18 protein-coding genes are annotated in these 25993 nt (G+C 61.8%); 9 read left to right on the forward strand and 9 right to left on the reverse strand.

Translation table 11 applies throughout. The features are described 5' to 3' along the window. Positions 1-23: 23 nt before the first annotated feature. From AUC43_RS07065 to AUC43_RS07075, 3 genes are all read left to right on the forward strand, one after another. Positions 24-965: a phosphatidate cytidylyltransferase gene (locus AUC43_RS07065; RefSeq protein WP_068191394.1), complete on the forward strand. Its 942-nt coding sequence runs from the start codon at positions 24-26 to the stop codon at positions 963-965. A 372-nt stretch (positions 966-1337) separates the two neighbouring features. Then, on the forward strand, positions 1338-2624 hold the full coding sequence (locus AUC43_RS07070; RefSeq protein WP_068191395.1) for a Glu/Leu/Phe/Val family dehydrogenase: 1287 nt from the start codon (positions 1338-1340) through the stop codon (positions 2622-2624). A gap of 177 nt (positions 2625-2801) precedes the next feature. Beyond that, positions 2802-3467 (forward strand): phosphatidylserine decarboxylase family protein, encoded by a 666-nt coding sequence (locus tag AUC43_RS07075; protein ID WP_068191397.1) that lies wholly within the window; start codon positions 2802-2804, stop codon positions 3465-3467. A 116-nt stretch (positions 3468-3583) separates the two neighbouring features. Here the strand turns inward: AUC43_RS07075 and AUC43_RS07080 are convergent, their stop codons facing one another. From AUC43_RS07080 to ribD, 4 genes are all read right to left on the reverse strand, one after another. Further along, positions 3584-4762 carry a glutathionylspermidine synthase family protein gene (locus tag AUC43_RS07080; protein ID WP_068191400.1) on the reverse strand — a complete coding sequence of 393 codons (1179 nt, stop codon included), beginning with the start codon at positions 4760-4762 and terminating at the stop codon, positions 3584-3586. A 129-nt stretch (positions 4763-4891) separates the two neighbouring features. After that, on the reverse strand, positions 4892-5572 hold the full coding sequence (locus AUC43_RS07085) for a Cj0371 family chemotaxis-regulating polar lipoprotein (protein ID WP_068191402.1): 681 nt from the start codon (positions 5570-5572) through the stop codon (positions 4892-4894). Between the two features lie 44 nt (positions 5573-5616). Beyond that, positions 5617-6099: a GAF domain-containing protein gene (locus AUC43_RS07090; protein ID WP_068191404.1), complete on the reverse strand. Its 483-nt coding sequence runs from the start codon at positions 6097-6099 to the stop codon at positions 5617-5619. Positions 6100-6210: 111 nt separating this feature from the next. Continuing rightward, positions 6211-7248, reverse strand: coding sequence for a bifunctional diaminohydroxyphosphoribosylaminopyrimidine deaminase/5-amino-6-(5-phosphoribosylamino)uracil reductase RibD (gene ribD, locus AUC43_RS07095; RefSeq protein WP_068191405.1), 1038 nt, complete (start codon positions 7246-7248; stop codon positions 6211-6213). Between the two features lie 55 nt (positions 7249-7303). Here ribD and prmC point away from each other — a divergent pair, with 55 nt between their 5' ends. Further along, complete coding sequence (prmC, locus tag AUC43_RS07100) at positions 7304-8161, forward strand: peptide chain release factor N(5)-glutamine methyltransferase (RefSeq protein WP_068191407.1); 858 nt, start codon at positions 7304-7306, stop codon at positions 8159-8161. 279 nt (positions 8162-8440) lie between these two features. Further along, complete coding sequence (locus tag AUC43_RS07105; protein WP_068191408.1) at positions 8441-10102, forward strand: catalase; 1662 nt, start codon at positions 8441-8443, stop codon at positions 10100-10102. Positions 10103-10284: 182 nt separating this feature from the next. Here AUC43_RS07105 and AUC43_RS07110 read toward each other — a convergent pair whose 3' ends face one another. Further along, positions 10285-12525 (reverse strand): S9 family peptidase, encoded by a 2241-nt coding sequence (locus AUC43_RS07110; protein WP_068191410.1) that lies wholly within the window; start codon positions 12523-12525, stop codon positions 10285-10287. A 104-nt stretch (positions 12526-12629) separates the two neighbouring features. On the opposite strand from AUC43_RS07110, the gene AUC43_RS07115 reads away from it, so the two are divergent. After that, positions 12630-13658, forward strand: coding sequence for a hypothetical protein (locus AUC43_RS07115; RefSeq protein ID WP_068191412.1), 1029 nt, complete (start codon positions 12630-12632; stop codon positions 13656-13658). Between the two features lie 192 nt (positions 13659-13850). Here AUC43_RS07115 and AUC43_RS07120 read toward each other — a convergent pair whose 3' ends face one another. Beyond that, a complete protein-coding gene (locus AUC43_RS07120) occupies positions 13851-15458 on the reverse strand; it encodes an OmpP1/FadL family transporter (RefSeq protein WP_068191414.1) in 1608 nt (535 codons plus the stop codon). A gap of 79 nt (positions 15459-15537) precedes the next feature. After that, complete coding sequence (locus AUC43_RS21800) at positions 15538-16923, reverse strand: hypothetical protein (protein ID WP_068191416.1); 1386 nt, start codon at positions 16921-16923, stop codon at positions 15538-15540. A gap of 271 nt (positions 16924-17194) precedes the next feature. Here AUC43_RS21800 and proS point away from each other — a divergent pair, with 271 nt between their 5' ends. The 3 genes from proS to floA all read left to right on the forward strand — a co-directional run bounded on the left by proS (position 17195) and on the right by floA (position 20341). Beyond that, entirely contained in the window at positions 17195-18670 is a 1476-nt protein-coding gene (proS, locus tag AUC43_RS07130) for a proline--tRNA ligase (RefSeq protein WP_068191418.1), read from the forward strand. A gap of 170 nt (positions 18671-18840) precedes the next feature. After that, positions 18841-19305: an NfeD family protein gene (locus tag AUC43_RS07135; RefSeq protein ID WP_082684964.1), complete on the forward strand. Its 465-nt coding sequence runs from the start codon at positions 18841-18843 to the stop codon at positions 19303-19305. A 31-nt stretch (positions 19306-19336) separates the two neighbouring features. Then, positions 19337-20341, forward strand: coding sequence for a flotillin-like protein FloA (floA, locus tag AUC43_RS07140; protein WP_068191423.1), 1005 nt, complete (start codon positions 19337-19339; stop codon positions 20339-20341). A 203-nt stretch (positions 20342-20544) separates the two neighbouring features. Here the strand turns inward: floA and AUC43_RS07145 are convergent, their stop codons facing one another. Both AUC43_RS07145 and AUC43_RS07150 read right to left on the reverse strand, forming a co-directional pair. Next, a complete protein-coding gene (locus AUC43_RS07145; RefSeq protein ID WP_068191425.1) occupies positions 20545-22623 on the reverse strand; it encodes an OmpA family protein in 2079 nt (692 codons plus the stop codon). 423 nt (positions 22624-23046) lie between these two features. Next, entirely contained in the window at positions 23047-25869 is a 2823-nt protein-coding gene (locus AUC43_RS07150) for a PAS domain-containing hybrid sensor histidine kinase/response regulator (protein WP_068191427.1), read from the reverse strand. Positions 25870-25993: the final 124 nt, after the last annotated feature.

Raw genomic sequence — 25993 nt, forward strand, 5'->3', positions numbered from 1 at the left:
TATTTCCTCCTTATCCTTCCGAGTTGTCCGATTCTACGCCTCCGATTACCCCTGTTTCACCTGCTCCCACCGATACCAAGCCTGGCCCCAGCAACCTGCGCCTGCGGGTCATCTACGGCGTAATTGGCGCCGCGCTGCTGCTGGGCAGCGTCTGGTTTAGCCCCTGGACGTTTGGGCTGTTTTTCGCCTTTGTGCAGGCGGTGATGCTGTGGGAGTTCTACCGGATGATGCGGGGCAGCGGCTTGCACCCCGCCGGGGTGTTGGGCATCGGCACTGGGTGGCTGCTGTTTGTGGGCACGTTCTGGTTTGCGCACACCGGGTACGGCCCATCCGGCTTGGTCGATTCGTTGGAATCGTTCTTTAGCGCCATCAACGGCTTGTACCTACGCCTGCTCTGGTCGGGCTTGGCGGTGCTGGTTCCGGTGCTACTGGTGCTGCGGGAGCTGCTGCTCTGGCCGCGCTATCCCAGCCCTTTTGGCAACGTGGGCGCGGCCCTGGCAGGCCTGTTTTACATTGGGCTGCCCATGGCCTTGCTGCCGCTGCTGGCCCAGGGCGAAGGCGGCTACGACTACCGCCGCATATTCGCCCTGCTCTTCCTCATCTGGGCTTCTGACATTGGCGCGTATGCCGCCGGCCGAACCCTGGGCAAGCACAAAATGGCCCCCAACATCTCGCCCGGCAAAACCTGGGAAGGCTGGGTGGGCGGTTTTCTGCTCACTCTGGCCGTGGGGTGGGCGCTGGGCTACCTATTGCCCGATATGCCGCTGGTCCACCGGCTGGCTGCGGCGGGCGTGGTGGCCATTTTTGCCCCCATTGGTGATCTGGCCGAATCCATGCTCAAGCGCAGCATGGGCGTGAAGGATTCGGGCAGCATTATGCCCGGCCACGGCGGCCTGCTCGACCGGTTCGATGCCTTCCTGCTGGTGCTGCCCATGCTGGCGCTGCTGCAGCTGCTGGCGGGGTAAGAGGAACATCTGCCATGGCGAGCGCAGCGCGGCAATCCGTCCTCTCTTTGTGATCAACCCAAAGGATTCGAAAAGCCTCGGTACTGCGCAGTGCCGAGGTTTTTTGCTGTTGAATAAATTGCGTTGTGGCAAAAGGGCGTTGGTCACGGGTAGAGAGGAAGGATTGCCGCGCTGCGCTCGCAATGACAGGCTGATTGCTGTGGGCTGCGGCTTAGCGAGAAAAGCCTGAGCCGTCTCACAATGAAAAACTTGCAGAAAACGCCGCAAACGTTTGCACCCAATTCACCTTTCATCCTGGCAAAACCAATACCTTTGCGGCCCTAAACCGTACGCACACTCCCACCCAACACTTTCCCACTAACCATATCCCGAATGGCAACCCATACCGTGTATAAAGAGCCGGCTCCGATAATGGACCGCGAAAATCCGCTCGAATCGATGATGTCGCGCTTCAACATTGCGGCGGACATTCTGGGGCTCGACGATGCAACGTACAACGTGCTCAAAGCACCGGATAAGCAAGTGATTGTGAATATTCCGGTGACGATGGACGACGGCAATATCCGGGTTTTTGAGGGCTACCGCGTTATTCACAACACAATTCTGGGGCCGAGCAAAGGCGGTATTCGTTACGACGTAAACGTGCACCTCGACGAGGTGAAGGCCCTCGCGGCCTGGATGACCTGGAAGTGCGCCGTGGTTGACATCCCGTACGGCGGAGCAAAAGGCGGCATCATCTGTGACCCCACCAAAATGAGCGCCGGCGAGATTGAGCGCATGACCCGCGGCTATACCCTGGCCCTGAAGGACATCTTCGGCCCCGACCGCGACATTCCGGCTCCCGATATGGGCACCGGTCCCCGCGAAATGGCCTGGCTGATGGACGAATTCTCCAAGACCAACGGCATGACCTCGCCGGCTGTGGTAACGGGCAAGCCCCTGGTAATGGGCGGCTCGCTGGGCCGCACCGAGGCCACCGGCCGCGGCGTAATGGTATCGGCCCTGGCCGCCCTCAAAAAGCTGGGCCTGAAGCCGACCGACGTATCGGCGGCCATCCAAGGCTTTGGCAACGTGGGTTCCTGGGCAGCGATTCTGCTACATGCTCAGGGCGTTAAAATCAAGGGCGTATCCGACATCTCGGGCGCTTACTGGAACGAGGCCGGCATCAACATCGACGAGGCAGTAGCTTACAAAAACGCTCACAACGGCCGCCTCGAAGGCTTCGAAGGCGCCACGCCGATGGACCCCAACGACCTGCTGATATCCGACGTGGACATGATTGTGCCCGCCGCGGTTGAGGACGTGATTACGGAGCACAACGCCCACAAAATCAAAGCCAAGCTGATTGTGGAAGGCGCCAACGGCCCCACCTCGGCCTCGGCCGACCCGATTATTAACGAGAAGGGCATCATGGTGGTGCCGGACATCCTCGCCAACTCTGGGGGCGTTACGGTGTCGTACTTCGAGTGGGTGCAGAACAAGCAGGGCTTCAAATGGAGCCTGGACATGGTGACCGAGCGCGCCGACCGCATCATGTCGGATGCGTTTGAGAAAGTGTACCAGACCAGCCAGAAATACAAGATTCCGATGCGCATCGCGGCCTACGTCGTGGCCATCGACAAAGTAGCCCAGACCTACAAGTTCCGCGGCGGCTTCTAAAAACATAACCCCAACCGTTGGCGCTGGTATTGCGTTAATCCGGTTGAAGGCAGCGTCCAGCCTATGCTGGGCGCCCTTAGCGAACATACGGCCCACTTTACCCGTTGCGGTAAGGTGGGCCGTTGTTTAGAAAGAGGGCTTTAACTTGCACCCCCGGCGGCCCGTTTCGCAATTCGCATGAAGATTCACAAAGAAGGAAGACGTATCCTATTCGTCACGCTGCTGGTTTTGCTGGCGCTCAACTTATTGGTATTTCAGTTTAATAAGGGTGCCGACTTGGTGAACCGGCTATTTGCCGGGGCCACGGTCATTGTCTTCTTGTTGATTCTGCAGTTTTTTCGGAGTCCGTTCCGCCACCTGTTCACCCACGAAGACCTGCTGCTGGCCCCCGCCGATGGCAAGGTGGTGGTGATTGAAAACGTGTTCGAGCCCGAGTATTTTGAGGATGAGCGCAAGCAAATCAGCATCTTCATGTCGCCCATCAACGTGCACGTGACGCGCAACCCGATTTCGGGCATCGTGAAATACTTCAAGTACCACCCCGGCAACTACCTAGTGGCCTGGCACCCCAAAAGCAGCTCGCAGAACGAGCGCACCACCGTGGTGGTAGAAAGCGACGCCGGCCCGCTGGTGCTGTTCCGCCAGATTGCGGGGGCCATGGCCCGCCGCATCGTGTGGTACGTGAACGAAGGCGACGAAGTGAGCCAGGGCGAGGAGTTTGGCTTTATCAAGTTCGGCTCCCGCGTCGACGTCTTTGTGCCGCTCGATACCGAAGTAAAAGTGGAATTGGGCCAGAAAGTAAAAGGCGGGGAAACCGTGATTTGCCAGCTCAAAGTGCAGTAAACTCTACGAGCCTGTTGAGCTAAAAAAGCCCGGCTGCATCGCTGCAGCCGGGCTTTTTGCGTAATGTTAGGCCTGATAAAAACTGGTGAAAAATTCGCCCTGGAGAAGCCCAGGATTCAGCCCAGCAGGTGCGGCACAAACTCGGAGAGGTTGGTAATCAAGCCCGCCTCGCGCCGAAAGCCAATGGCGCAGGCCTCGCCCGCCCAGAAAACGCCCGCCTGGTACAAGCGCCCTTGCGCATCGGTGGGCAACTCAGCCCACCGCTGATAAAGCGAAGGCTGGTGGGCAAACTCGCCCGGTACTTCCAGGCTGGCGGTGCCGTTGGGCTGGATTTCCGCCACGTTCTGGCCCTCGCGCCCATAAAAAGGCTTGCGCACGTGGTGCCCCGGCAGGGCAGCCAGGCTGGCTTCGAGCAGCAGCGGGTGGTGTGGAAATACGTCCCAGAGATGTGCCAGCAGGCCTTTGCTCTGGAAAAGCAGGCAGTAGGCCGGGTTGGCAATCACCACGTTGCGCGTGAGCTGTAGCTGCCTGAGGTCGGCGGTGAGCTCGGGTTCTTCTTCGGCCAGGATTTCCCACGGCACGAGTTTGAACAGAAAGTCGAACCGCTGCCACTGCGCCGGGGCAGTTTCGGCCCAGATACCGCGGTCTTCGCCCTGCACCGAAACCTTCATGTCGTCGATGGGGCAGATGTGCACGTCGGCAAAGCGGGCGGCGCGGGCAGCTTCGGCCAGCACGGCGCAGTTGGCTTCGTCTTCGGCGCTGCCCGGCAAGTACACGAGCAGGAGCGTGGCTTGCCGGTCGTTGCTGAGGGCGCGCCAGTGGCGGAACTGGTCTTCGAGGCACTCAAATAAGCCATTGGCCTGGCGGCCTTCGTCGGACTGGCCGGCCGCTACCAGGCTGGCCCACTGCACCACGGCCGTTTCGGGCAGGCTGGTGGCCGTGTCGGCATTGAACTCCAGCAGCTTGGGGCCGTCCGGCGTCATTGCCAGGTCGAACCGGCCGTAGAGGTGCCAGTGGCGCTCGTCGTGCCAGGAGTGGCGCACCACCTCCCACAAGTTGGCGGGGATGGCCAGCTTCTGCAGCAACGCATCCGGTATTGGGTCGGGAATGGCCTCCACCAGCATGTCGTAAAGCGTGTCGGCGGCCTGCAGTAGGGTTTCGGCTTCACTCTCGGAGAGCTGCACGGCTTCGCGCGCCACGTAGTTCTGGCAGGCTTCCTCAATGGCCCAGTCCCAGCCGAGGGCGCGCACGGCCGGCGAGACATCGCCAGTGAGCGGGAGGAGGTTAATTTTCATTTAACAGTTATCAATTAACATTTAAAACTCAACGACTCGCACATCAAAATGCATAATGCCAGGCGCTTGTCGCCCATAAAACGGTAATCAACAACTGTTAAATGTTAATTGATAACTGTTAAATGAATATCACCCGCCAAACCCCCGGAAGCCGCCGCGGCTACCGAAGCGGCTGCTGCGACCGGACGGCGCACTGCTGCGGAAGCTGGGCCGGGGCGAGCTGCGCAGGGTGGAGCGGCTTTCCTGAATGCCGGCGTTGGGGGAGGTGCGGCCGCCCGCAAAGCCCCGGCCGAAGAAGCCGCGGCCCTGGTCCTGGCGCTCGCGGGCCACGTTGGCACGCCAGGTCTGGTTGCGCTGCAGCAAGCCTGGGTTGGCGTAGTAGCCGGGGTTGGGCGTGAGGAAGCGGCCAGCCATGTAGCCGATGCCGCTCCACATCAGCACGTCCATCATACCATTGCCCTGGGCGCGGTTTTCGGGGTTTGCGCGGCTGTAGTCCTGCATTTGGCGCTGCAGGGCCTGGCCTTGCAGGGTATCAATTTTGCCGTCGAAGTGGTGTAGAATGGCGGCTACCTCTTCCTTGCCGGCGGGGCGCTCGGCGGTAATCTTCCACTCACCGGGCTGCACCTCAGTCATTTCGGTGATAACGCCTTCGCTGTAGCTCTGGCCGCCCCAGCTGGCTTCGGCGCCATTCTCATCCGCGCGGTTGTTGTCGCTGGAGCAAGCCGGTACGGTGAGGCCCAGGCTGCTGGCGGCGGCCATCAGCAAAACGTTGCGGCGCCAGTCGCCGAGGGGATGGAAATGCTTTTTCATGGAAGTACGCAGAAAAACAAGGTGCCTGAGACCGCAATGTTAGCTTAAAACCACTGGGCTGCCAGCTGCATGAGCTGCTCCAGCGCCGCCTGGTCGGCTTGGTCGAAGTCGTTGAGCTGGTCGCTGTCCACATCGAGCACGGCTACCACGCGGCCGTCTTTCAGAATGGGCACCACAATTTCCGATTTAGAATCGGAGCTGCAGGCAATGTGGCCGGGGAAGGCGTCTACGTCGGGCACCAGCATGGTTTGGGCCTGCGCCCAGCTGGCGCCGCACACGCCCTTGCCGTGTCGAATGCGGGTGCACGCAATCGGGCCCTGGAAGGGGCCCAGCACCAGCTCATCGCCTTTCACCAGGTAGAAGCCTACCCAGAAAAACCCGAAGGCCTGCCGCAGCGCCGCCGCGGTATTGGCCAGGTTGGCGGTCAGGTCCGGCTCGCCGGTGGTGAGGGCTTCGATTTGTGGCAGCAGCTGCTGGTATTGCTCGGCTTTGGTGAGCGTGGTGTCGAGGGTGAGGTTTTCAGCCATGAGGAAGGTAGCGCGAATAGGAAAAATCGCGCGGTTGAGGAGGTTGACAAAGGGTTATTCGCTGAGTTGGGCTGCGCATTACAGTTAATGCTTGCGCGGCCCTAGCTCGCATTATTTATCATTCACGTACCAGAACAGTTCATCGGGCCCAACGTTCTCGCGGCTGCGCAAATGGCCCAGCCCAACCCGGGGCGCCGCAATGCCCTGGCCGAGCTGCATCGGCGCCCGGAACACCCGAATCTCGTCCCAGAGCCCGGCGTTTATCAGTGCATTCAGAACCGTGGGCCCGCCTTCGACAAAGACGGATAGAATCTGGCGCTGATACAAGTCGGCCAGCACCTGGGGAATCAGGTCGTCGGCTTCGGATAGCGTGACCAGGTCGAGGTTGGTGGTGTGGCGGGGCTGCCGGTAGGTGTAGATAAGGGTGGGCTGCGAGCCGTCGAGCAGGTTGTGCGTGGGCGGCAAGCTCAGGTTTTTGTCGATAACGAGGCGCGTGGGCTGGGGGCCAGGCCAGTCGCGCACGTTCAGGCGGGGGTTGTCGTGCAGGGCCGTGCGCGTGCCCACCAAAATGGCCTGTTCCTCGGCCCGCCACTGGTGGGTGAGCAAGCCTGCCTGCGGGCTGCTGATTTGCACGGGCTGGAAATACCGCCCGGCCAGAAAGCCATCGGCAGTTTCGGCCCACTTCAGCACCAGGTAAGGGCGCTTCTGCTCGTGGAATTTGAAGAACCGGCGGTTGAGCCACCGGCCTTCCGGGGCCAGCAGCCCGGTTTCTACCCGCACGCCAGCGGCGCGCAACTTATCTATGCCGCGGCCGGCTACCAGCGGGAACGGGTCCTCGTTGCAGATAACCACCTCGGGCACGCCCTTGGCAATGAGCAAGTCGGCGCAGGGCGGCGTTTTGCCGTGGTGGGCGCAGGGCTCCAGGGTCACGTACACGCGGCTTTCGCGCAACAAGGCCTGGTCGGCTACCGCGGCCAGCGCGTTTACTTCGGCGTGGGGCCCGCCGTACTGCCGGTGCCAGCCCTCGCCAATGATGCGGCCCTGGTGCGTGGCCACGCAGCCCACTAGCGGGTTGGGCCGCGCGTAACCGGTGCCGAGGTGCGCCAAATCGAGGGCGCGGCGCATGAAAAGGGCGTCGTCTGGTTTCATGCCCGCGAAGGTAGGGAGAGGGGCGTAGCTTCGCCGAAGGCCTACATTTGTGCCGATGACCGTCCGCGAATTCACCACTGCCCTAGCCAACGCGCTGCAACCCACTTATCCCGAGCGCGAAGCCCAGGCCATTGCCACGCTGGTGGTGGAGTACCTGCTCGATATGGACTCGCTGCAGCGGATGATGGACGCCCAGGAAACCGTGCCGCCCGAAGCCCTGGCGGCGCTGCCGGCCCTGCAGGAGCGGCTGCTGGCTCACGAGCCGGTGCAGTACGTGCTGGGCCAGGCGTTTTTTGGCGAAATGACCCTGGAAGTAACCCCGGCCACGCTCATCCCGCGCCCCGAAACCGAAGAGCTGGTGCGGGTGATAACCCTGGAACAGCAGGGCCGCCCCGGCCTCCACGTACTCGACGTGGGCACCGGTTCGGGGTGCTTGGCCATTGCCCTGGCCGATGCCCTGCCCCAGGTCGATGTGCTGGCGGTGGATATTTCGGAAGCGGCCCTGGCCGTAGCGCGCCGCAACGCCGCCCGCTATGCCCCCACGGTGGTCTTTCAGCAAGTAGATATCTTACAAAGCCTGCCCGCCGGAGTGGCTCCGGGCACGCTGGATGTGCTGGTAAGCAATCCGCCCTATGTACGCGAAAGCGAGCGGCCCCTGATGCGGGATAACGTACTGGCCTGGGAGCCCGCCACCGCCCTGTTTGTGCCCGACGATGACCCGCTGCTCTTCTACCGCCGCCTGCGCGACCTGGGCCACGAGCTGCTGCGGCCCGGGGGTGGGTTGTACCTGGAAATCAACGAAGCCCTGGGCCCCGACACCGCGGCCCTGCTCATCGAGCACGGCTACGCGGACGTGCGCGTGCTGGCCGATATGTTCGGCAAGCCCCGAATTGTGCGCGGCACCCGCGCCTAATTTTCGTTAAACTCAGGAAGCAATGCCGGCCGTCAGGCAACGGATAGCGAGGCGCTGGGAAAGAAAAAAGCGGCTCAGCAGCTCAATTGCTCCGGAAAAAGCCCGAATCATGTCAGCTCAATTTTGCTGAGCAACACGTCTCATTTACGCACACAGCAGCATTAATGCTCCCTTGCCTACGCTATTTTGGGGGCAACGATTTCAAACAACCACCCCATTAATGGCGTTATTTGCGCAGCATACGTTGTTATTCTTTCAACTTTTTTAACTCACCAATCTATGAGTCAAGAGCAAGACCAGACGCGCGGCGCCAACGCCGGCGAAAACGGTACGGCCGTGACCGGAGCGGGCAGCTCGCAGGACGGCCGTTTGGCTGCCGGCGAAAACGCCAACACGCTGACCACCCGCCAGGGCCACCCCGTCTACGACAACCAGAACCTGCGCACCGTGGGCAACCGCGGCCCGGCCACCCTGGAGAACTACCAGTTCCTGGAGAAAATCAGCCACTTCGACCGCGAGCGGGTGCCCGAGCGGGTGGTGCACGCCCGCGGCGCGGGTGCCCACGGCATCTTCGAAGCCTACGGCAAAGTGGGCGACGAGGCCATTGACAAGTACACCCGCGCCAAGCTGTTCAACACGCCCGGCAAGGAAACCCCAGTGTTTGTGCGCTTCTCCACGGTGGGCCACGGCGGCCACTCGCCCGAAACCCTGCGCGACCCGCGCGGCTTCGCGGTAAAATTCTACACCGAAGACGGCAACTGGGACCTGGTGGGCAACAACCTGAAGGTGTTCTTCATCCGCGACGCCCTCAAGTTCCCGGACCTGATTCACTCGCAGAAGCCCGACCCGGTAACCAACCGCCAGAGCGGCGAACGGATTTTCGACTTTATCTGCAACACGCCCGAGGCCATGCACATGGTGTCGTTCCTGTTCTCGCCCTGGGGCATTCCGGCCAACTACCGCCAGATGCAAGGCTCCGGCGTGAACACCTATAAGTGGGTGAACAAAGAAGGCGTGGGCGTGCTGGTGAAGTACCACTGGGAGCCCCTGCAAGGCATCAAGAACCTCACGCAGCCCGAAGCCGAAGCCATTCAGGCCAAGAACTTCAACCACGCCACCCAGGATTTGTACGAGGCCATCAAGGCCGGCAACTTCCCGCAGTGGGAGCTTCGCGTGCAGATTATGAGCGACGACGAGCACCCGGAGCTGGACTTCGACCCGCTGGATGACACCAAAATCTGGCCCGAAGACCAGTTCCCACACCTGCCCGTGGGCAAGATGACGCTGAACAAAAACCCCGAAAACTACTTCGCCGAAGTAGAGCAGGCCGCGTTCGGTACCGGCGTCCTGGTCGACGGCCTCGACTTCTCGGATGATAAGATGCTGCAGGGCCGCACCTTCTCGTACTCTGACACCCAACGCTACCGCGTGGGCACCAACTACTTGCAGCTGCCCATCAACGCGCCCAAAAAGCACGTGGCCACCAACCAGCGCGATGGCCAGATGGCCTACCACGTAGACTCGGCCCCCGGCCAGAACCTGCACGTGAACTACGAGCCCAGCAGCCTGCAGGGCCTGAAAGAGTCGCCCCGCGCCGGTGCCGAGCACATGCCGGCGTACGAAGGCCGCCTGGTGCGCCAGGCCATCGACCGCACCAACAACTTCAAGCAAGCCGGTGAGCGCTACCGCCTGCACGAAGAATGGGAGCGCAACGACCTCATCAACAACATGACCGGCGCCCTCGCCGACGCCGCCCAGGTCATCCAGGACAAGATGATTGACCTCTGCAGCCAGTGCGACGCCGATTGGGGCCGTCGCCTGGCCGAGGGCCTGCAAAACGCCCGCAACGGTAACGCCGGCGCCACGCAAGCCAACGAAAGCAAAGCCTCGGCCGCCGTGCATGAAGCCGAAGCCATTGCACACGACGCCAAGCCGTATTAATCCGACTAAGCAATCAATAAAAAAGGGCTCCCGATTGGGAGCCCTTTTTTATTGCCTTTCGACCGTCATGCTGAGCGCAGCCGAAGCATGACGGTCGCTTCGTTGAGCTAGCTCAATTACTGCTGCACGCGAGATGCTTCGGCTGCGCTCAGCATGACGGGCTTTAGGGTTGTTTTCTAATCCTACAGGTTCTGCAGCACGAAATTTGTCATCTGGCGGTAGAGGTGCAGGCGCGTGTTGCCGCCGGCGATGCCGTGGTTGCGGTTGGGGTAATACAGCGTCTGGTAGTCCTTGTTGGCCTTGATGAGGGCGTCGACGAAGGCGATGGAATTCTGGAAGTGCACGTTGTCGTCGCCGGTGCCGTGCACGAGCAGGAACTTGCCTTTCAGGTTCTGGGCAAACTGCACGGGCGAGTTCTCGTCGTAGCCCGCGGGATTTTCCTGGGGCGTTTTGAGGTAGCGCTCGGTGTACACCGTGTCGTAGTAGCGCCAGTTGGTGACGGGCGCCACGGCGATGCCCATCTTGAACAGGTCAGCGTTTTTGGTCATGGCCAGCGAGGTCATGTAGCCGCCGTAGCTCCAGCCCCAGATGCCGATGCGCGACTTATCCACGTAGGGCAGAGTGGCCAGGTACTTGGCGCCTTCGCCCTGGTCGATGGTTTCGAGCTTGCCCAAGTTGGCGTAGGTGGATTTGCGGAAGGCCGAGCCACGGCCCGAGGTGCCGCGGTTTTCTACCGAAACCACGATGTAGCCTTTTTCGGCCAGCATTTGGTGCCAGAGGTAGTTGGTAAAAGCCGTGCCGCCGCCTGCATTGTCAAGCACGGTTTGGGTGCTGCCGCTGCCAAAGCTGGGGCCGCCGTACACGTGCATCAGCACGGGATATTTCTTGTTGGGGTCGAAGTTGCTGGGCTTAATCATCCAAGCGTTTAGCTCCACGCCTTCCGATGTTTTGAATGTCAGGAACTCCAGCTTGCCCAGGTCGTACTGGCTCAACGTCTCGCGCAGTTTGGCGTTGCCTTCCAGCGTCTTCACTACCTTGCCGGTGCTGCCTTCCCGCAGGCTGGTCACGGCCGGCACGCCGGCCGACGAGTGGATGTTGAGGAAGTACTTGGTGTCGGGGCTCATGTTCACCACGTCGGTGCCGTTGCCGGCGTCGCTGATGCGCTTTTTGCCCGAGCCTTTGAGGTTGATGCGGTAGAGGTGGCGCTGCAGCGCCGAGCCCTCGGTGCTGGTGTAGTACACGTAGCCGGTCTTGGGGTCGAAGCCGTTAATCTGGCTGATTTCCCAGGGGCCCTTGGTGAGTTGGCGCACCTGCTTGCCGTTCATGTCGTGCAGGTAGAGGTGCTGGTAGCCGTCCTTTTCGCTGGTGAACACAAACTGCTTGCCGCCAGCCAGGTAGCGCAAATCGTCGTTGATTTCGACGTAGGCGGGGTTGGTGTCGGTCAGTACCACGCGGGTTGAGCCGGTGGTGGCGTTGGCGTGCAGGATTTCGAGCTTGTTCTGCAGACGGTTCAGGCGCTGGATGCTGAGGGTGTTGGGCGCCGTGGTCCACATCACACGTGGGATGTATTGGTTGGGCTCGGGGCCCACGTCCATTTTCACGGTGCGGGCGCTGGCCACGTCGTAGGTCGATACACTCACCACCGAGTTTTTCTCGCCAGCTTTGGGGTATTTGAAGCGGTATTCCTTGGGGTAGAGGCTGCCCCATTCCTGCATGTCGTACTCCGGTACCTGGCTTTCATCGAAGGTGTAAAACGCAATTTGCTTGCTGTCGGGCGACCAGAAGAAGCCTTGGGCAAAGCCGAATTCTTCTTCGTACACCCAATCAGCTGAGCCGTTGATGAGGTTGTTTTTCACGCCGTTGGTGGTCACGGCGGTTTCCTTCATGGTGGCCAGGTCCGTCACAAACACGTTGTTGTCGCGGGTGAAGGCCACGCGCTGGCCATCGGGCGAGAACGTGGCGTAGCCCTGCTTGCCGCCAGCGCTCAGCGGGGTCAGTTTCTTGGTGCCGCGGTCAAACACGTAGTAGCTGGCCCGGGCGCTGTGGCGGTAAATGGGCTCGGTGCCGGTGGTGAAGAGAATCTTCTGCTCGTTGGCGTTAAAAGAGTAGCCATCTACCTCGAGGGGCTTGGTCGCCCCGGGGAGTTGCAGGTCGGTGGCGGCTACCAGCGTTTGCAGGGCCTTGCCGGTGGTCACTTCGTGCTGCACGAGGCTGCCGCCTTCCAGCGCCGAGTAGTACCGGCCGTCGTTCATCCAATTGAAGCCCGGCACACTGGCCGAGCGAAACGTGGGCTTGGCCCAAATGTCTTCCAGGGTCAGCGGCAGCTTTTGCTGGGCGTAAATCGGGGAGGAAGTGAGGCCCGGTAGCAACGCCGGGCCGTTGGCGGCCAGCAAGGCGGCCAGCGCAAAAAAACGAAAACGCATAAAAGGGAAAAGCGTGAGCGAAATAAGGGAGGGAACTGAACGTTAAAGATAATACCCGCTGGCAGCAAGGTCGCAGGCCGGGTGGCTCCCGTTACCTTTGCCCTATGCGTTTTCGCCTCCTGTTGCTTTTCCTGCCCGTGCTCCTGGGTGCCTGCTCTAAAACGGCGACCCCCGTTCAGCTTGACTTCATCGGCAATACCACTCTCACGTCGGGCAACAAGGTGGTGAACCCCACCGATACGCTCACCACCCGGGCCTACGCCGTGGGCAACGATAACCGGCTCAAGCGCCTGCGCATCACCGTCACCTACAAGCCAGGCCCCGAGCCCATCCTCTACCCGGTGCCCATCTCTGGCTACGACCCCAAAACCGGGCCGCCCGAGAAGGAAATCGTGTACCTCGACTCGCTCCTAAACCCCATCGTGGGCTCAAACAACGATTCGCCCAAAGGCGGGGAGTTTCTATTCGAGAACCGGTTCTCGGCGCGCTCGACTTCGGGCACCGAACTCTGGCAATACACCGCTACGGATGCTGCGGGCGAGACGGCTTCGCGGGCCTACCGACTCACGGTGCGCAAAGCAGATTCTGCGGCCGTGTACCATAGCTACACCACCGTGCTGCGGCCCGTGCCCCGCACCGACACCACCCGCGCCGCCCGGAGTACCCGAGCCCGCGCCCGCGTGTTCCTTAACTTACGCTTTGGCCTGCTGCTGCCCAAATACGCCCTTCTGAACCAGGAAAACTCCCTGCAAAGCAATCAGCCGCTCGTCGACCTGATAGCCCTGTCCAGTGACGGCACCACCGTCAGCTTCAGCGCCCCGGCCGATACCCGGGCCCTGGTACTCAACGCCGCGAGATGGCCGGTAGCCAACCGCCGCGCCACCGAGCTGCGCGCCACCAGGTTAACCCTTGCTGAATTCAGCACCGCCACGACAGCCGCAGCTTTCAACGCTGCCTTTACCAACGGCACGGCTTTTCCCGACCCCCTGACCACGGGCACGTTGACCAAAAACCAGGTGATTGCCTTCCGCATCGCCGAAGGCACGGCCACTCACACCGGCCTGCTGCTGGTTTCCGATGTGGTGCTGGGCACCGCGCCCGCGTTATCATGCTCGGTGAGGGTTCGGAAATAGCCATTTAAAGCCGTTTCGGAGTGGCTGGGCAGTAGCGCGGACTTTCAGTCCGCGAGTCCGTGCCAGCTAATGCCTCGCGGACTAAAAGTCCGCGCTACTGTCCTACACGCACGCCGAAACCGCACTTGTACGCACAAAAAAGGCGTCCCCGATAAGGAGGACGCCTTTTTGCGTAGCATCGTGGGTAAGTGGCTAGAAGGTGATGCCCGCCGTGAGGCTGGTGGTAAAGCGGTTGTTGTCGACCTTCACCACCGGCTGCAGGCCATTGCCCAAGGTGTATGGCGTGTAGAGCTGGTTGAAGGAGGTGTATACTGCGGCGGCGTCGAGGAAGAAGTTGCCCTGGCGCAAACCCAGGCCGCCGGTAAAGAAGTTCTGGGCGCGCTCGCCTTTGCTATCGGACTTATAGGGGTCGCCGTAGCGGGCATAGCCCAGCCGCACCCGAAACACGTCGAAGCGGCCCTCGGCTCCCAGGCGCACGTTGACGGCATCTTTATAGCGGGCCTGGATGTCGCTGTTTTCGGCGCTAAACGACCGGGTATCGCCGTTGGGGTCCTGCGAGTCGTTGTGCAGGCGGGCCTGGCCGTAACCCACGTATTCTACGTCACCGGTCACGAAGCCGTGCTTGCTTAGGGTATAGGCCACCCCACCATTGGCCCGAAATGGCGTGGTAAGCGTGTAGGAATAAGGAGGGTATAGCCCTTCGACTGAAGTTGTTCCGATGGGCCCGGCCGGCAGAGAGGGCGATACGATGTCGGTGCCCTGGGCGCTGAACGTGGTGGTAATGCTGGAGTTGTAGGTGTCGGAAAGCCGCATAAATGTGGGCGTCTGAATGGAGGCGCCCACCCGCAGGGCATCAGTGGCCCGGTAAATGGCCCCGAGGCGCGCATTCAGCCCCGAGCCGGTGGTCTTCAGCTGGTCGTACAGGGTGTAGTTCGCGAGGTGGGTAGTAGGGTCGGTTTCGGTCTCGGTGAATTCCCGCACCCGGGTAAAGTTGGAAGTAACAATGCCGATGCCGATGCCCAGGTACAGCCGGTCGCGGTAGCTGGCGCCGTAGCCCAGGTCAAACTGCGACATCGAGCCCTTGGACGAAATGAATTCTGACTGCCCAATGGGGCCGCGGCGCACCCGCGAGCCAACCGAGTCCTGGCCCGTGGCGCCGGGCCGGCGGGTTTTGAAAATGCTGGTCAGGTACGCGCCGTAGGCCAGGCCATCTTCCGTGGTGTAGTCGCCGGATTTGCCCTGGGCCCGCAGGTCGTCGAAGTAGCCCTGGCTGCCCAGGCCGCGCAGCGAGGCCAGGTACGACTGGTTGTCGCCCGAGACGATGCGGCCATTCACGGTCCGGTCGGTGAGCTGGCCCGTGTAGCGGGAAGCCGTATTGAAATCGGCCAGCCGGGTAAAGCCAATGCCGAAAGAGCCGGCCCGCCAGTTGGTGCTTTCGTCGCTGTCGGGGCGCCGGGTGGTGAACACCAGGCCGCCGCTGGCCACGTGCAGGCTGTTTTTGTCCTCGCTTTGCGCGCCCAGGGTGTTGCCTTCGATGCGGGCTTCGCTGCGCCCCACACCGATGCCCGGGGTGAAATGCACTTCCGACTTCTGGTACATGCCCAGGCCAGCCGGGTTACTGGTGAGGTTGCCGAAATCGGCCCCCAGGGCGACGTTGGCCCCGCCGATGCCCAGCGTGCGGGCCGGCCCGCCAAACTGCAGGCGGGAATAGCGCAGCGCATCGGTCGCGCCTTGGGCAAAAGCGTGGCTGGCCTGCCCGACTACGAGGGCCAGGCTAAGCCAAATTATCCGTTTTTTCATGGGGTGGGGTAGGAAGAGAAGGAGCCGGCCGTTGGGCCGGCTCACTTGGGAGATATGCAGGAAGGGACGCAATCAGCGCTTAGTCGGGCCGGCTGCGGCTATGGCCACCGCCGCTGTTGTTGGACGGCGCGGAGTACGAGGGCTCGCTGGAGCGCTGCGGCTGCTCGTACGACTGCTGCCGCTGGGGCTGCGGTTGCTCATAAGCGCGCTGCTGTTGCTGCTGGGGCTGCTCGTAGGAGCGTTGCGGCTGCTGCGGCTGTTCGTAAGCGCGCTGGCGGGAAGGCTGCTCGGTGGCCTGGCTCCCACTGTTGCTCGGCTCCGTTAGGATGTTCTGGAAGAAGCCACCCCGGCGGCGCTGGCCTTCCTGGGGCTGGGCCCGGTCGTTGCCCTGGGGCGCGGCCTCATCGTTGCGCCACCGGCCGCGGCTGTTGTCGCGCGTTACCTGGCCGCCCTCGGTGGGCTGGCTCATGTCGCGGTACGAGGGCTGCTCGGTGCGTTCCGGCCGGCGGGGTTCGTTATAGGCGTTGCGGCCGGGCGTCGACTCAGTAGGCTGAGGGGCCGCAGTTTCCTGCGTACGTACCCGGCCTTCGTTGGGCGCCGAGGTGTAAGGCTGGGTCGTTGGGTTGGGCATGGCCACGCGGTCATCGTTCCGCACGCGGCCGTTGCCAGTACCGGTTGTGCCAGCGCCGCCCGGGTTGCTCACGTTGCCACCCGACGAGTAACGGTCGTCGGAGGAACGGTCGGTGCGGTGGCCGGAGGTATGGGGACGAGCGTTGTCGCCACCCGAATACCGGTTCCCGTAGCTGTAGTTGTTGCCGCCGTAATAGCTGCTACCGTAGTAGTTGTTGCCATAGTAAGCGCCCCGGCCGTAGTAGCCGCCGTAGAAGGGGCTGCTGTAGTAGAACGGGTCGTAGAACCCACCGCCGTAGCCGTAGGCATAGGGCCGGGCATAGCCGTAGTAGGCGCTGCTGTAGCCATAGGGCCGCCCAAAGCCAAGGCTGATGCTAAGGCTCGAGCCGTATCCGTAGCCAAAGGGGCTGTAGATGGGGCTATAAAACGGGTCGCAGTATGCGTAGGGAGAAAAGCCGCAAGCGCCGGCTCCCCAGCCATAGCCGTAGCCGCCGGAGTAGCTCAGGCTGGTGTAGGGGCTGTAGGGAGTGTAGTACGTCACGCCGGGGCCGTAGCCCGGCACGCCGCGCATGTAGGTATAGGTGTTGTCGTAGTACTGATCCGAGCCGCTGTTTTGGCGCGCCGATGGCTGGTTGGTGTTGCCGTGGTAGTCGGGGTTGGCGGCTTCGTTGGTGCTGGCCGGCGCCGTAGCCGTGCTCACCACCGCCGTGGTATGGTCTTTAGAAGAATAATAGACCCCATCGTCTTCCGACGAAGCGAGGCCCGCAGTGCTCGCACAGCCACCCAACGCGAGCAAGGCCAAAGCGGGCAAAAAAGCGGTGAGCAGGTTTTTCATGGCTGAAAACTAAAAAGTGGGGAGGCTTACGGTAAAGTAACGACGCAAACGGAGGAAGCTGAATGAAGGAACAGTACTCCGCAATAGATTAACAAGCAGCCCGCACGAAGAAAGTTGCCACTGCCCACCTAGTGCGGGCAATCCAGCAAATAGACTCAATGCTATGTCCGCGCATTAGTAACGTAATTTGACCCCGAAACGGTGCCACTTGGTGGAGTCAAATCTTGTACCAGAAATCAGGACTATTTCAATTAATTCTAAGATGCCTCCCATGAGCAAAAAGTTGCCCACCCGTCAAGAAGATTATTCGCTTTGGTACAATGAGTTAGTGAAGCGTGCCGGGCTCGCCGAAAACTCGGCCGTGCGGGGCTGCATGGTTATCAAGCCCTACGGCTACGCCATCTGGGAAAAAATGCAGCGCCAGCTCGACGATATGTTCAAGCGCACTGGCCACGAAAATGCCTATTTCCCCATTTTCATCCCAAAAAGCCTGTTCGAGGCCGAGGAGAAAAACGCCGAGGGCTTTGCCAAGGAATGCGCCGTGGTAACGCACTACCGCCTCCAGACCGACCCCGACCACCCCGGCAAGCTGCGCGTGGACCCGGCCGCCAAGCTGGAGGAAGAGCTGGTGGTGCGCCCCACCTCTGAGGCCATCATCTGGAGCACCTACAAAAACTGGGTGCAGAGCTACCGTGACCTGCCGCTGCTCATCAACCAGTGGGCCAACGTGGTGCGCTGGGAAATGCGGACCCGCCTGTTTTTGCGCACCGCCGAATTCCTGTGGCAGGAAGGCCACACGGCCCACGCCACCGCCGAAGAAGCTGTGGCCGAAACCCGCCAGATGCTCGACGTGTACGCCGAGTTTGCCGAGGAGCACATGGCCCTACCCATTATCAAGGGCGTAAAAACCCCCAACGAGCGGTTTGCCGGCGCCGAGGATACCTATTGCATCGAGGCACTGATGCAGGACGGCAAAGCCCTGCAGGCCGGCACCAGCCACTTCCTGGGTCAGAACTTCGCCAAGGCGTTTGACGTGACCTATGCCACCAAAGAAGGCGGCCTGGAGCACGTGTGGGGCACCAGCTGGGGCGTGAGCACCCGCCTAATGGGCGCCCTCGTAATGGCCCACTCCGACGACGAAGGCCTGGTGCTGCCTCCCAAGCTGGCCCCGATTCAGGTGGTCATCGTGCCCATTTACAAGACCGGCGAGCTCGACGCACTGCTTGAGCGCATCCGGCCCATCCAGCAGGGCCTCATCGCGCGCGGCATTGCCGTGAAAGTGGACAGCCGCGACACCGAGCGCCCCGGCTTCAAGTTTGCCGAGTGGGAGATGAAGGGCGTGCCCGTGCGCCTGGCCATTGGCGCCCGCGACCTCGACAATGGCACCGTGGAGGTAGCCCGCCGCGACACCAAGGAGAAAATGAGCCTGCCCCTGGCCGACATCGTGGCCAGCGTCGACCAGCTGCTCAACGACATTCAGCTCAATATTTACGCCAAGGCCAAGAAATTCCGCGAAACCCACACCACCCGCGTGGATAGCTACGACGAGTTTAAGCGCGTGCTCGACAATGAGGCGGGCTTCGTGCTGGCGCACTACGACGGAACTTCCGAAACGGAAGAGCGCATCAAGGACGAAACCAAAGCCACCGTGCGCTGCCTGGCCCTGAACGAGCCCGACGAAGACGGCATTTGCATGGTGACCGGCAAGCCAAGTACGCGCCGCGCCTACTTCGCCCGCGCTTATTAGGAATTGGTTTAAAAGCCAATTTGAGAGAACGTCATGCTGAGCTGGCCGAAGCATCTCTACGGCACAACTAATCAAGAATTAGGATTGTGGTAGAGATGCTTCGGCCAGCTCAGCATGACGTTTTTTTGTTTGATATTAACGTAATTAGGTTAAATATTTCCTGACTTCCCATGCCTTGGCTCACTATTGCGATGCTGCTGTTGTTCGGCCTGCTGTTTGTGGCGGCTGAGGTCATTTTTATTCCCGGCACTACGGTAGTGGGAGTGGTGGGCTTTGTGCTGCTTGTGATAGGGGTCTGGATGGGGTACCGTGACCTGGGCACGCCCGTTGGCCACTACGCGCTGGCCGGTGTGGTGGTACTGGCCGGGCTGATAGTGTACGTGGGGCTGCGGCCCAAAAACCTCGCGCGTGTGGCCCTCACCAGCGTGAATACCGCGGCGGTGAAGGATGTGCGGTGGCCCGACGTAGCGCCCGGCACGGTGGGCCGTACCCTTTCGGCGCTGCGGCCGTCGGGCACGGCACTGTTTGGGGCCGAGCGGCGCGAAGTGGTGACGCGGGGCGAATTTGTGGCCACCGGCAGCCAGGTGCGCGTGTTGGGAATTGAGCACAACCGCATTATAGTAGCAGCTGCATAGTTGGGTGTAAAATTCTGCGCTACCTTACGGCATGAATTTCCCCTTATTTCCATTGGCGGTAGCAGCCGTTGTGCTGCTCGTGTTCCTGTACTTTTTCCCCATCAGCCTGTGGGTCACGGCTATTTTTTCGGGGGTGCGGGTGAGCTTGTTTCAGCTGGCTTTCATGCGGGTTCGGAAGGTGCCGCCTTCGCTCATCGTCAATTCGCTAATTACGTCTACCAAGGCCGGCTTGCAGCTGACCGCCAACGACCTGGAGACGCACTTCCTGGCCGGGGGCAACGTGCCCAGCGTCATCAAGGCCCTGATTTCGGCCGATAAGGCCAATATTCCGCTTTCCTTCAAACAGGCCACCGCCATCGACCTGGCGGGGCGCAACGTGTTTGAGGCCGTGACCACCAGCGTGAACCCGAAGGTGATTAACACGCCCAACGTGGCGGCGGTGTCGCAGGATGGCATTCAGCTCATTGTTATTGCCCGGGTTACGGTGCGCGCCAATATTGCCCAACTGGTGGGCGGTGCCGGCGAAGAAACCATTCTGGCGCGGGTAGGCGAGGGCATTGTGACCAGCATCGGTTCGTCGAAATCGCACAAGGAGGTGCTGGAAAACCCGGACAAGATTTCCAAGCTGGTGCTCTCCAAAGGCCTGGATGCGGGCACGGCGTTCGAAATCCTCTCTATCGACATCGCCGACGTAGACATTGGAGAAAACATCGGGGCCAAACTTCAAATTGACCAGGCAGCAGCCGACCTGCGCGTAGCTGAGGCCCGCGCAGAAGAGCGCCGCGCCATGGCCGTGGCCGTGGAGCAGGAAAACCGCGCCAAAACTCAGGAAGCCAAGTCCCGCGTGGTAGAAGCCGAGGCCGAGATTCCCAAAGCCATTGCCGAGGCTTTCCGCAGCGGAAACCTGGGCGTGATGGACTACTACAAAATGCGCAACGTGCAGGCCGATACCGAAATGCGCGATTCCATTGCGAACCCCGGCGGTAGCGGCAGCGGCAGCATCAAGCCGGGCAGGGAAGAAGGGCGACAGAGCTAACGTCCCGTTTGTCATTGCGAGGAGGCACGACGAAGCAATCCGTCCTCTCCCTGCGACCAGCCCCTGAGTTGTGACAAGCCCAAATAAAAAAGCCCCGGCTCTGAGCAGAGCCGGGGCTTTTCACATTAGGAGGCTAGTCGCTGAGACCAGGACAGATTGCTTCGCTACGCTCGCAATGACAGACAGTAAGCTAAGCGCAGGGCTTACTTCTTCGTGATGGTAAACTCTACGCGGCGGTTCTTGGCCCGGGTTTCCTCTTGGTCGTTGCTGGCAATGGGCTTGGTGCCGCCGTAGCCCTCGGTGGTGATGCGGCCGCCGTTGATGCCGTGGCTGCTGAGGTATTTCTTCACCTCGTTCACCCGGTCTTGGCTCAATTTCAGGTTAAGGGCAGGGTCGCCTTGGTTGTCGGTGTGGCCCGAGATTTTGATTTCCACCGTGGGGTAATCTTTCATAATCCGGATGAGGCGCGCGAGCTCGGGGTAGGAGCTGGTGTTCAGGTAGTACTTACTCTGCTGGAAGAAGATGTTGTTCAGCTTCACCGTCTGGCCCACGTTGAAGGGCACAAGGAACAAGTCTTCCTTCTGCTCCGAGTATTTGTCCTTGGCCGTTACATCGAGGTTGGCGTTTTCGGCGAGGTAGCCTTTGGCTTCGGCGCGCATGCCATACTGCACGCCGCTGGGCAGCACAATGGTGTAGGAACCGTCGACGGGGTCGGTTTCGGTGACCCCGATTTCTTCACCCGTGAGCAGGTTTTCGTAGTGAATGATGGCACGCACGGGCTTCTTGGTATTCACGTCGAGCACGCGGCCCGTTACCAGCGTCACCACTTCGGGCTGGAAGGCGGGCGCCAGCGAAATGCGGAATATGTCCTTGGAGTTGTCGATGCCATTGCGCGAGGACACGAGGTAGGCATCCTGGCCGGCGGCCGAAATGGTGTAGTAAGCGTCGAAGTCTGGCGAGTTCACCACCGGGCCCAGGTTGCGGGGCGGGCTCCAGTTGGTCCAGGTATCGTCGAGGCGCTTGGTGTAGAAGATGTCCGATTTGCCGTAGCCGCCCCTGCCTTCGCTGGCGAAGTACAGGGTCTTTTCGTCGGCGGCCAGGAAGGGGGCAAAGTCCGACTTGTCGGTGTTCACGTTCGGGCCCAGATTCTTGGGCTTGGTCCAGGCATTGGGGGCATCGGGCACGGGAAAGCTCACGAAGATGTCCTGGCCGCCTTTGCCGTCGGGGCGGTCCACGGCCATCAGCAGGGCCTTGCCCGAGGTGGCCAGAAAGAAATCGACGTGCTCCTTGTCGTTGTTGATAAAGTCTTTGATGTCCTGCGGGATGGGCTGCGTCCAGCCCATGCGGGTGCGCTTGCTGAGGCTGCAGCCCAAGGGGTCGAGGGTGCCGTCGCGGTTATAGATGTTGATGAGAATGGCGCTCTGGCCATTGGCCGACACCGAGGCCAGGCCGTTGGGGTCGTCGGGGGTGTTCACGGGGCTGCCCAGGTTTTTGGCCTGGTTCCAGGTTTTGTTTTTGCCGCTGGCCAGGCTGGAGTACCACACGTCTTGCGGGTCGCGGCTGCCGCCCACGTTGCCGGGGTGGCTCTGGCGGGCGAAGTACAGCGTGCGGCCGTCGGGCGAGATAACGGGGTGCGTGTCCACGTAGCGCGTGTTCACGTTCGGGCCCAGATTCACCAGCGACGAGTCGAACTGCGTGGAAAGCACCGCGTCGGGGCCTTTGGGCGCATCAAAGGCCTTTTTTACCATGGTGGAGGCCACGTCGGCGATGCCGATGGCGTCAATCTGGTTCACGCCTTCCACCTTGCCGGTGTTCATGCGCACCACCACGCCCAGCGTGCGGTATTCGGCCGCGGGGAAGCGCACTTCCAGGGTGCGGAAGGGCTCGGGCAGCGGGCCGGGGTTGTCGTTGGAGTACACCTCGTGGTGCCCGCCTTTGGTATCAACCAGCTCAATTTTGGTGATGGATCCAGGGTTGAAGTTCTCAACCACCGTCACCTGCTGGGCGGCTATCGAGCGGGCAAAGCGAACCTCGATGAACTCATTCGGCCCTTCTTTTTTCGGAATCCAGGCGTCGTTGCTGATTTGGCCCAGTGGCAGGGCATTGGGCGTGCTCAGTACCTGAGCCGGCGAGAAGGGCTCCTTGCCTTCCGATTTCTGCGACGACACCGCCACCAGGCGGGCCGCCCACAGTACGTGTTGCGCCTGAGCGGTGGGGGCGGCCAGGAGCAACAGCGCTACCGGCCCAAGGGCCAATAGGCGCGACACAAAGGAATTAATCATAGAAGGAATAGCAGAAAAAGTAAAACTCCAGGGGCATGGCTGGCCAGAGTATCAGCGTAGTAGCAGGCCCAGGCGGCTTTATTTACAGCTAACCTAATGAAAAACTAGTTCCCGGGCCACATCGCGCCGTGCATTGCCGTCCCGTTGCAGCTTCTCGCAGCAGTTTGATAGGGCTGGTTTGGAGGGGATAATTAGGTGGTTTTCGGCGCGTTTGGGCCGTGGCGGGCCAGGCGCTGCTCTTGGGATAGGCGCGCTGGCCAAGTGGGAATTTAGCTAGATGCGCTTAGAGCTTGAGCCGCTCGCAGGTACTGGTGGGAAGGGACACGTTGCCAGCCGGTGCATTACCACCCGGGCACCGACCATAAAAGCCAGTTGGGCAAGCGGTGGGCAATAAGGGAGCATTCTTACGGAAGCGGAATCTCGTCAGGCGGGCACTTCCATCGGCAGCACGCGCAGCAGCTCTTCCAGCGCCAGCGCCAGCTGGCCGGCTGCGCTTTGGCGTTCGGCATCGGAGCTGGTGGCGGCCTCCAGGCATTGGAGCCAGGGCGCCAGGCCGGCGGCCCCGAGCAGCTGCAGCGAGGGCCGCAGCTTGTGGGCCACGGCGGCCGCGGTGGGCCAGTTGCCTGCGGCCTGGGCGGCGCGCAGGTCGGCTACGCTGCCGGGCGTGTTGGTGCGGAAGGACGTCAGGATGCGGTTCATGAAGGCCGTGTTACCGCGGGCCGTTTGGTGAAGCAGGGCCAGGTCGAAGGGTGGTTTCTCCTCGGGTGGCGCGGCGGCCGGACTGGCGTCTGGCGTCGCGGCGGGTTCGCTCGGCGGCGCGGGTGCCTCCGTCGAAGGGGCATCGGGGCGGGAATTCGGGCGCGGTAATTCCACCAAAGGCCCGTTGGCGCCCGAAATCAGGGAGGCCAGCTTGCTGAGCAGCTCGGCTTCGTCGAACGGCTTGGACAGGGTGTCGTTCATGCCCGCGGCGGCGTACTTTTCCGCATCGGCCCGGAAGGCGTTGGCCGTGAGGGCGAGGATGGGCGTGGCGGCCCGCGCGGCATCGGGGTAGGCGCGGATGTGGGCCGTGGCTTCCAGACCGTTCATGCCCGGCATCTGGATGTCCATGAGGATGACGTCGTAGCGGCTCTGCTCGAATAGCACCAGGGCTTCGACGCCGCTGGCGGCTTCGTCGACGATTACGCCGTGGCTTTCCAGCAGCAGTTGGGCTACTTCGCGGTTCACGGGGTTGTCTTCTACCAGCAGCACGCGGCGGCCGCGCACGGCCGCTTCCTGCACCGGCACAATGGGAGCCATGGCCGTACGGCGGGCCTCGGCGCTGGCTTTGGGCAGGGTCGTAATGAACGAAAACGAGCTGCCTTGCCCGTACTGGCTTTGCACCGTGAGCCGGCCCCCCATCTGGGCCACCAGCGCCCGGCTGATGCTCAGGCCCAGGCCGGTGCCCCCAAACTGCCGGGTGGTGTCGGCGTAGGCCTGGGTAAACTCCTGGAAAATGCTCTCCAACTTGTCGGGCGCAATGCCAATGCCGCTGTCCGTCACCCGGAACTCGGTGGTAAGGGTGTCCTCGGTTTCGCTCACAAAGTACCCGCCCACCGACACCGTGCCGCCCGACGGCGTAAACTTGATGGCGTTCGATAGCAGGTTAATCAGAATCTGGTTGAGCCGGTACGAATCGCCCACCACCCACGGCAGGGGGCAGGAGTCGCGCAGCAGCGTGCCCACCACCCGGATGCCCTTTTCCTGCGCCTGTATCACCAGCGGCTCGGCCGCCTTGCCCATCGAATCGCAGAGGTTGAAGGCCGACTGTTCCAAATCCAGCTTGCCGGAGGTGATTTTGGCCATGTCGAGCACGTCGTTTACCACATTGAGCAGGTGGCGCCCCGAATGCTGAATGATGGCGGTGTAGTTGCGCTGCTGCTCGTTGAGGCCGGTCTTGACCAGCAGGTTGGTCATGCCCAGCACGCCATTTAGCGGCGTGCGGATTTCGTGGCTCATGTTGGCCAGGAAATTCTCGCGGGACGTGGCCGCCGCTTCGGCTGCGTGCTGGGCGTTCTTGAGGTCCGTGATGTCGGTGCTCACGCCGAGTACCTGGGCCGTGCCATCGGCCAGCACCAGCGGGCAGCGTACGGTCTGGTACCAGCGCACTTCGCCATTAGCCAGCTTCACCGAGGTTTGAATGGTGAGCTGCTCGCCCGTCTGGAGGACTTGCTGGTCGGCCCGCACCGATGTCTCGATTTCCTCTTTGCTCAGGGCTGCTTCCATGGAGTCCGTGTTCGCCAGCTGGCGGGCGCGGCTGCGCAGGGCCACCATCTCGGCGTTCTCAAACATGGTCCGCCCTTCGGCGTCGCGCACCCAAATCAGGTTGGGGTTGAGGTCCAGCACCAGGTTGGTGAACGTTTGCTGGGCCAGCGCCTGGGCCTCGCTCTGGCGGGAGCGCGCCTCGGCCTGGCGCCGGTTGGTGATGTCGAGGCCGTAGCACATCATTTCCCGCAGCACCCCATCGGCCCCAAAGATGGGCTGGTAATAACACTGCCAATAAATGGCGATTTCGCCGGTGGGCCCCGGCCAGCGCTCTTCCCAGCTCACCACCTCGCGGTTGGTCACCGCGCGCTCAAACAGGCGGCGCCGGCGCACGGCCAGCGCGGGAGGCAGCCCCACGTTGGCGCAGTGGTCGGCAAAATTCTGCCCAGCCCGCGCCTTCCGCAGCGCCGGGTCGGGTTCGGCATAGGGGTTCACGTAGCGGTAGCGCTGGTCGGGGTCGAGCACCGTCACCACGGCCGGCAAGTGGGCCAGAATGGTTTCGTAGAACTCACGCTGCTCGCGGGTTTCCTGCTCGGCCTGCCGCTGCGCGGTCACGTCGGTGAGGTACAGCATGGCAACGCCCTCTTCCGGCACCGGCACCGCAAACAGTAGAAACTGCAGGCCGTTGGCCAGCAAGTCGCGTTGCAGCTTCTCGCTGCTGCGCAGCGCTTGCATGGCCGCCTGCATCAGCTGCGGGCGCACCCGCGAGGGCCCTGTGGCTTGCAGCTCATCGGCCAGCATGGCCGCCGCCGGGTTAGCATAAAGCAGTTCCCCGGCAGCATTTAGCCGCAAAACCGGGTTGGGATTGAACTGGGGGATGCGGCCAGCGGTGCGCAGCCGGGCCGCCTCGGCCTGCGCCTCGGCACAGCGGGCTCGTTCGGCCAGGAGCAGGGCGCGGAGTTCGGCCGGGTCGTCCGGCAGGAGCGAGAGGTCATCAGCTGTCATCACCTTGCAAAGATGCCTGACAGTAACCAGAACGCTGTGATGGCGCTGCGCGCAATTAATAATGAAGAATGAAGAATGAAGAATGAAGAATGAGGAATGAGGAATGAAGAATTGGGAATTGAGC

This window comes from Hymenobacter sedentarius (assembly GCF_001507645.1).
Lineage (GTDB): Bacteria > Bacteroidota > Bacteroidia > Cytophagales > Hymenobacteraceae > Hymenobacter > Hymenobacter sedentarius.

Excerpts from the sequence above, each read along its gene's own strand:
- AUC43_RS07070 (WP_068191395.1), top strand. The coding sequence starts at position 1,338 with ATGGCAACCCATACCGTGTATAAAGAGCCGGCTCCGATAATGGACCGC.
- AUC43_RS07075 (WP_068191397.1), top strand. The coding sequence starts at position 2,802 with ATGAAGATTCACAAAGAAGGAAGACGTATCCTATTCGTCACGCTGCTG.
- AUC43_RS07080 (WP_068191400.1), bottom strand. The coding sequence starts at position 4,762 with ATGAAAATTAACCTCCTCCCGCTCACTGGCGATGTCTCGCCGGCCGTG.
- AUC43_RS07085 (WP_068191402.1), bottom strand. The coding sequence starts at position 5,572 with ATGAAAAAGCATTTCCATCCCCTCGGCGACTGGCGCCGCAACGTTTTG.
- AUC43_RS07090 (WP_068191404.1), bottom strand. The coding sequence starts at position 6,099 with ATGGCTGAAAACCTCACCCTCGACACCACGCTCACCAAAGCCGAGCAA.
- ribD (WP_068191405.1), bottom strand. The coding sequence starts at position 7,248 with ATGAAACCAGACGACGCCCTTTTCATGCGCCGCGCCCTCGATTTGGCG.
- prmC (WP_068191407.1), top strand. The coding sequence starts at position 7,304 with ATGACCGTCCGCGAATTCACCACTGCCCTAGCCAACGCGCTGCAACCC.
- AUC43_RS07105 (WP_068191408.1), top strand. The coding sequence starts at position 8,441 with ATGAGTCAAGAGCAAGACCAGACGCGCGGCGCCAACGCCGGCGAAAAC.
- AUC43_RS07110 (WP_068191410.1), bottom strand. The coding sequence starts at position 12,525 with ATGCGTTTTCGTTTTTTTGCGCTGGCCGCCTTGCTGGCCGCCAACGGC.
- AUC43_RS07115 (WP_068191412.1), top strand. The coding sequence starts at position 12,630 with ATGCGTTTTCGCCTCCTGTTGCTTTTCCTGCCCGTGCTCCTGGGTGCC.
- AUC43_RS07120 (WP_068191414.1), bottom strand. The coding sequence starts at position 15,458 with ATGAAAAAACGGATAATTTGGCTTAGCCTGGCCCTCGTAGTCGGGCAG.
- AUC43_RS21800 (WP_068191416.1), bottom strand. The coding sequence starts at position 16,923 with ATGAAAAACCTGCTCACCGCTTTTTTGCCCGCTTTGGCCTTGCTCGCG.
- proS (WP_068191418.1), top strand. The coding sequence starts at position 17,195 with ATGAGCAAAAAGTTGCCCACCCGTCAAGAAGATTATTCGCTTTGGTAC.
- AUC43_RS07135 (WP_082684964.1), top strand. The coding sequence starts at position 18,841 with ATGCCTTGGCTCACTATTGCGATGCTGCTGTTGTTCGGCCTGCTGTTT.
- floA (WP_068191423.1), top strand. The coding sequence starts at position 19,337 with ATGAATTTCCCCTTATTTCCATTGGCGGTAGCAGCCGTTGTGCTGCTC.
- AUC43_RS07145 (WP_068191425.1), bottom strand. The coding sequence starts at position 22,623 with ATGATTAATTCCTTTGTGTCGCGCCTATTGGCCCTTGGGCCGGTAGCG.
- AUC43_RS07150 (WP_068191427.1), bottom strand. The coding sequence starts at position 25,869 with ATGACAGCTGATGACCTCTCGCTCCTGCCGGACGACCCGGCCGAACTC.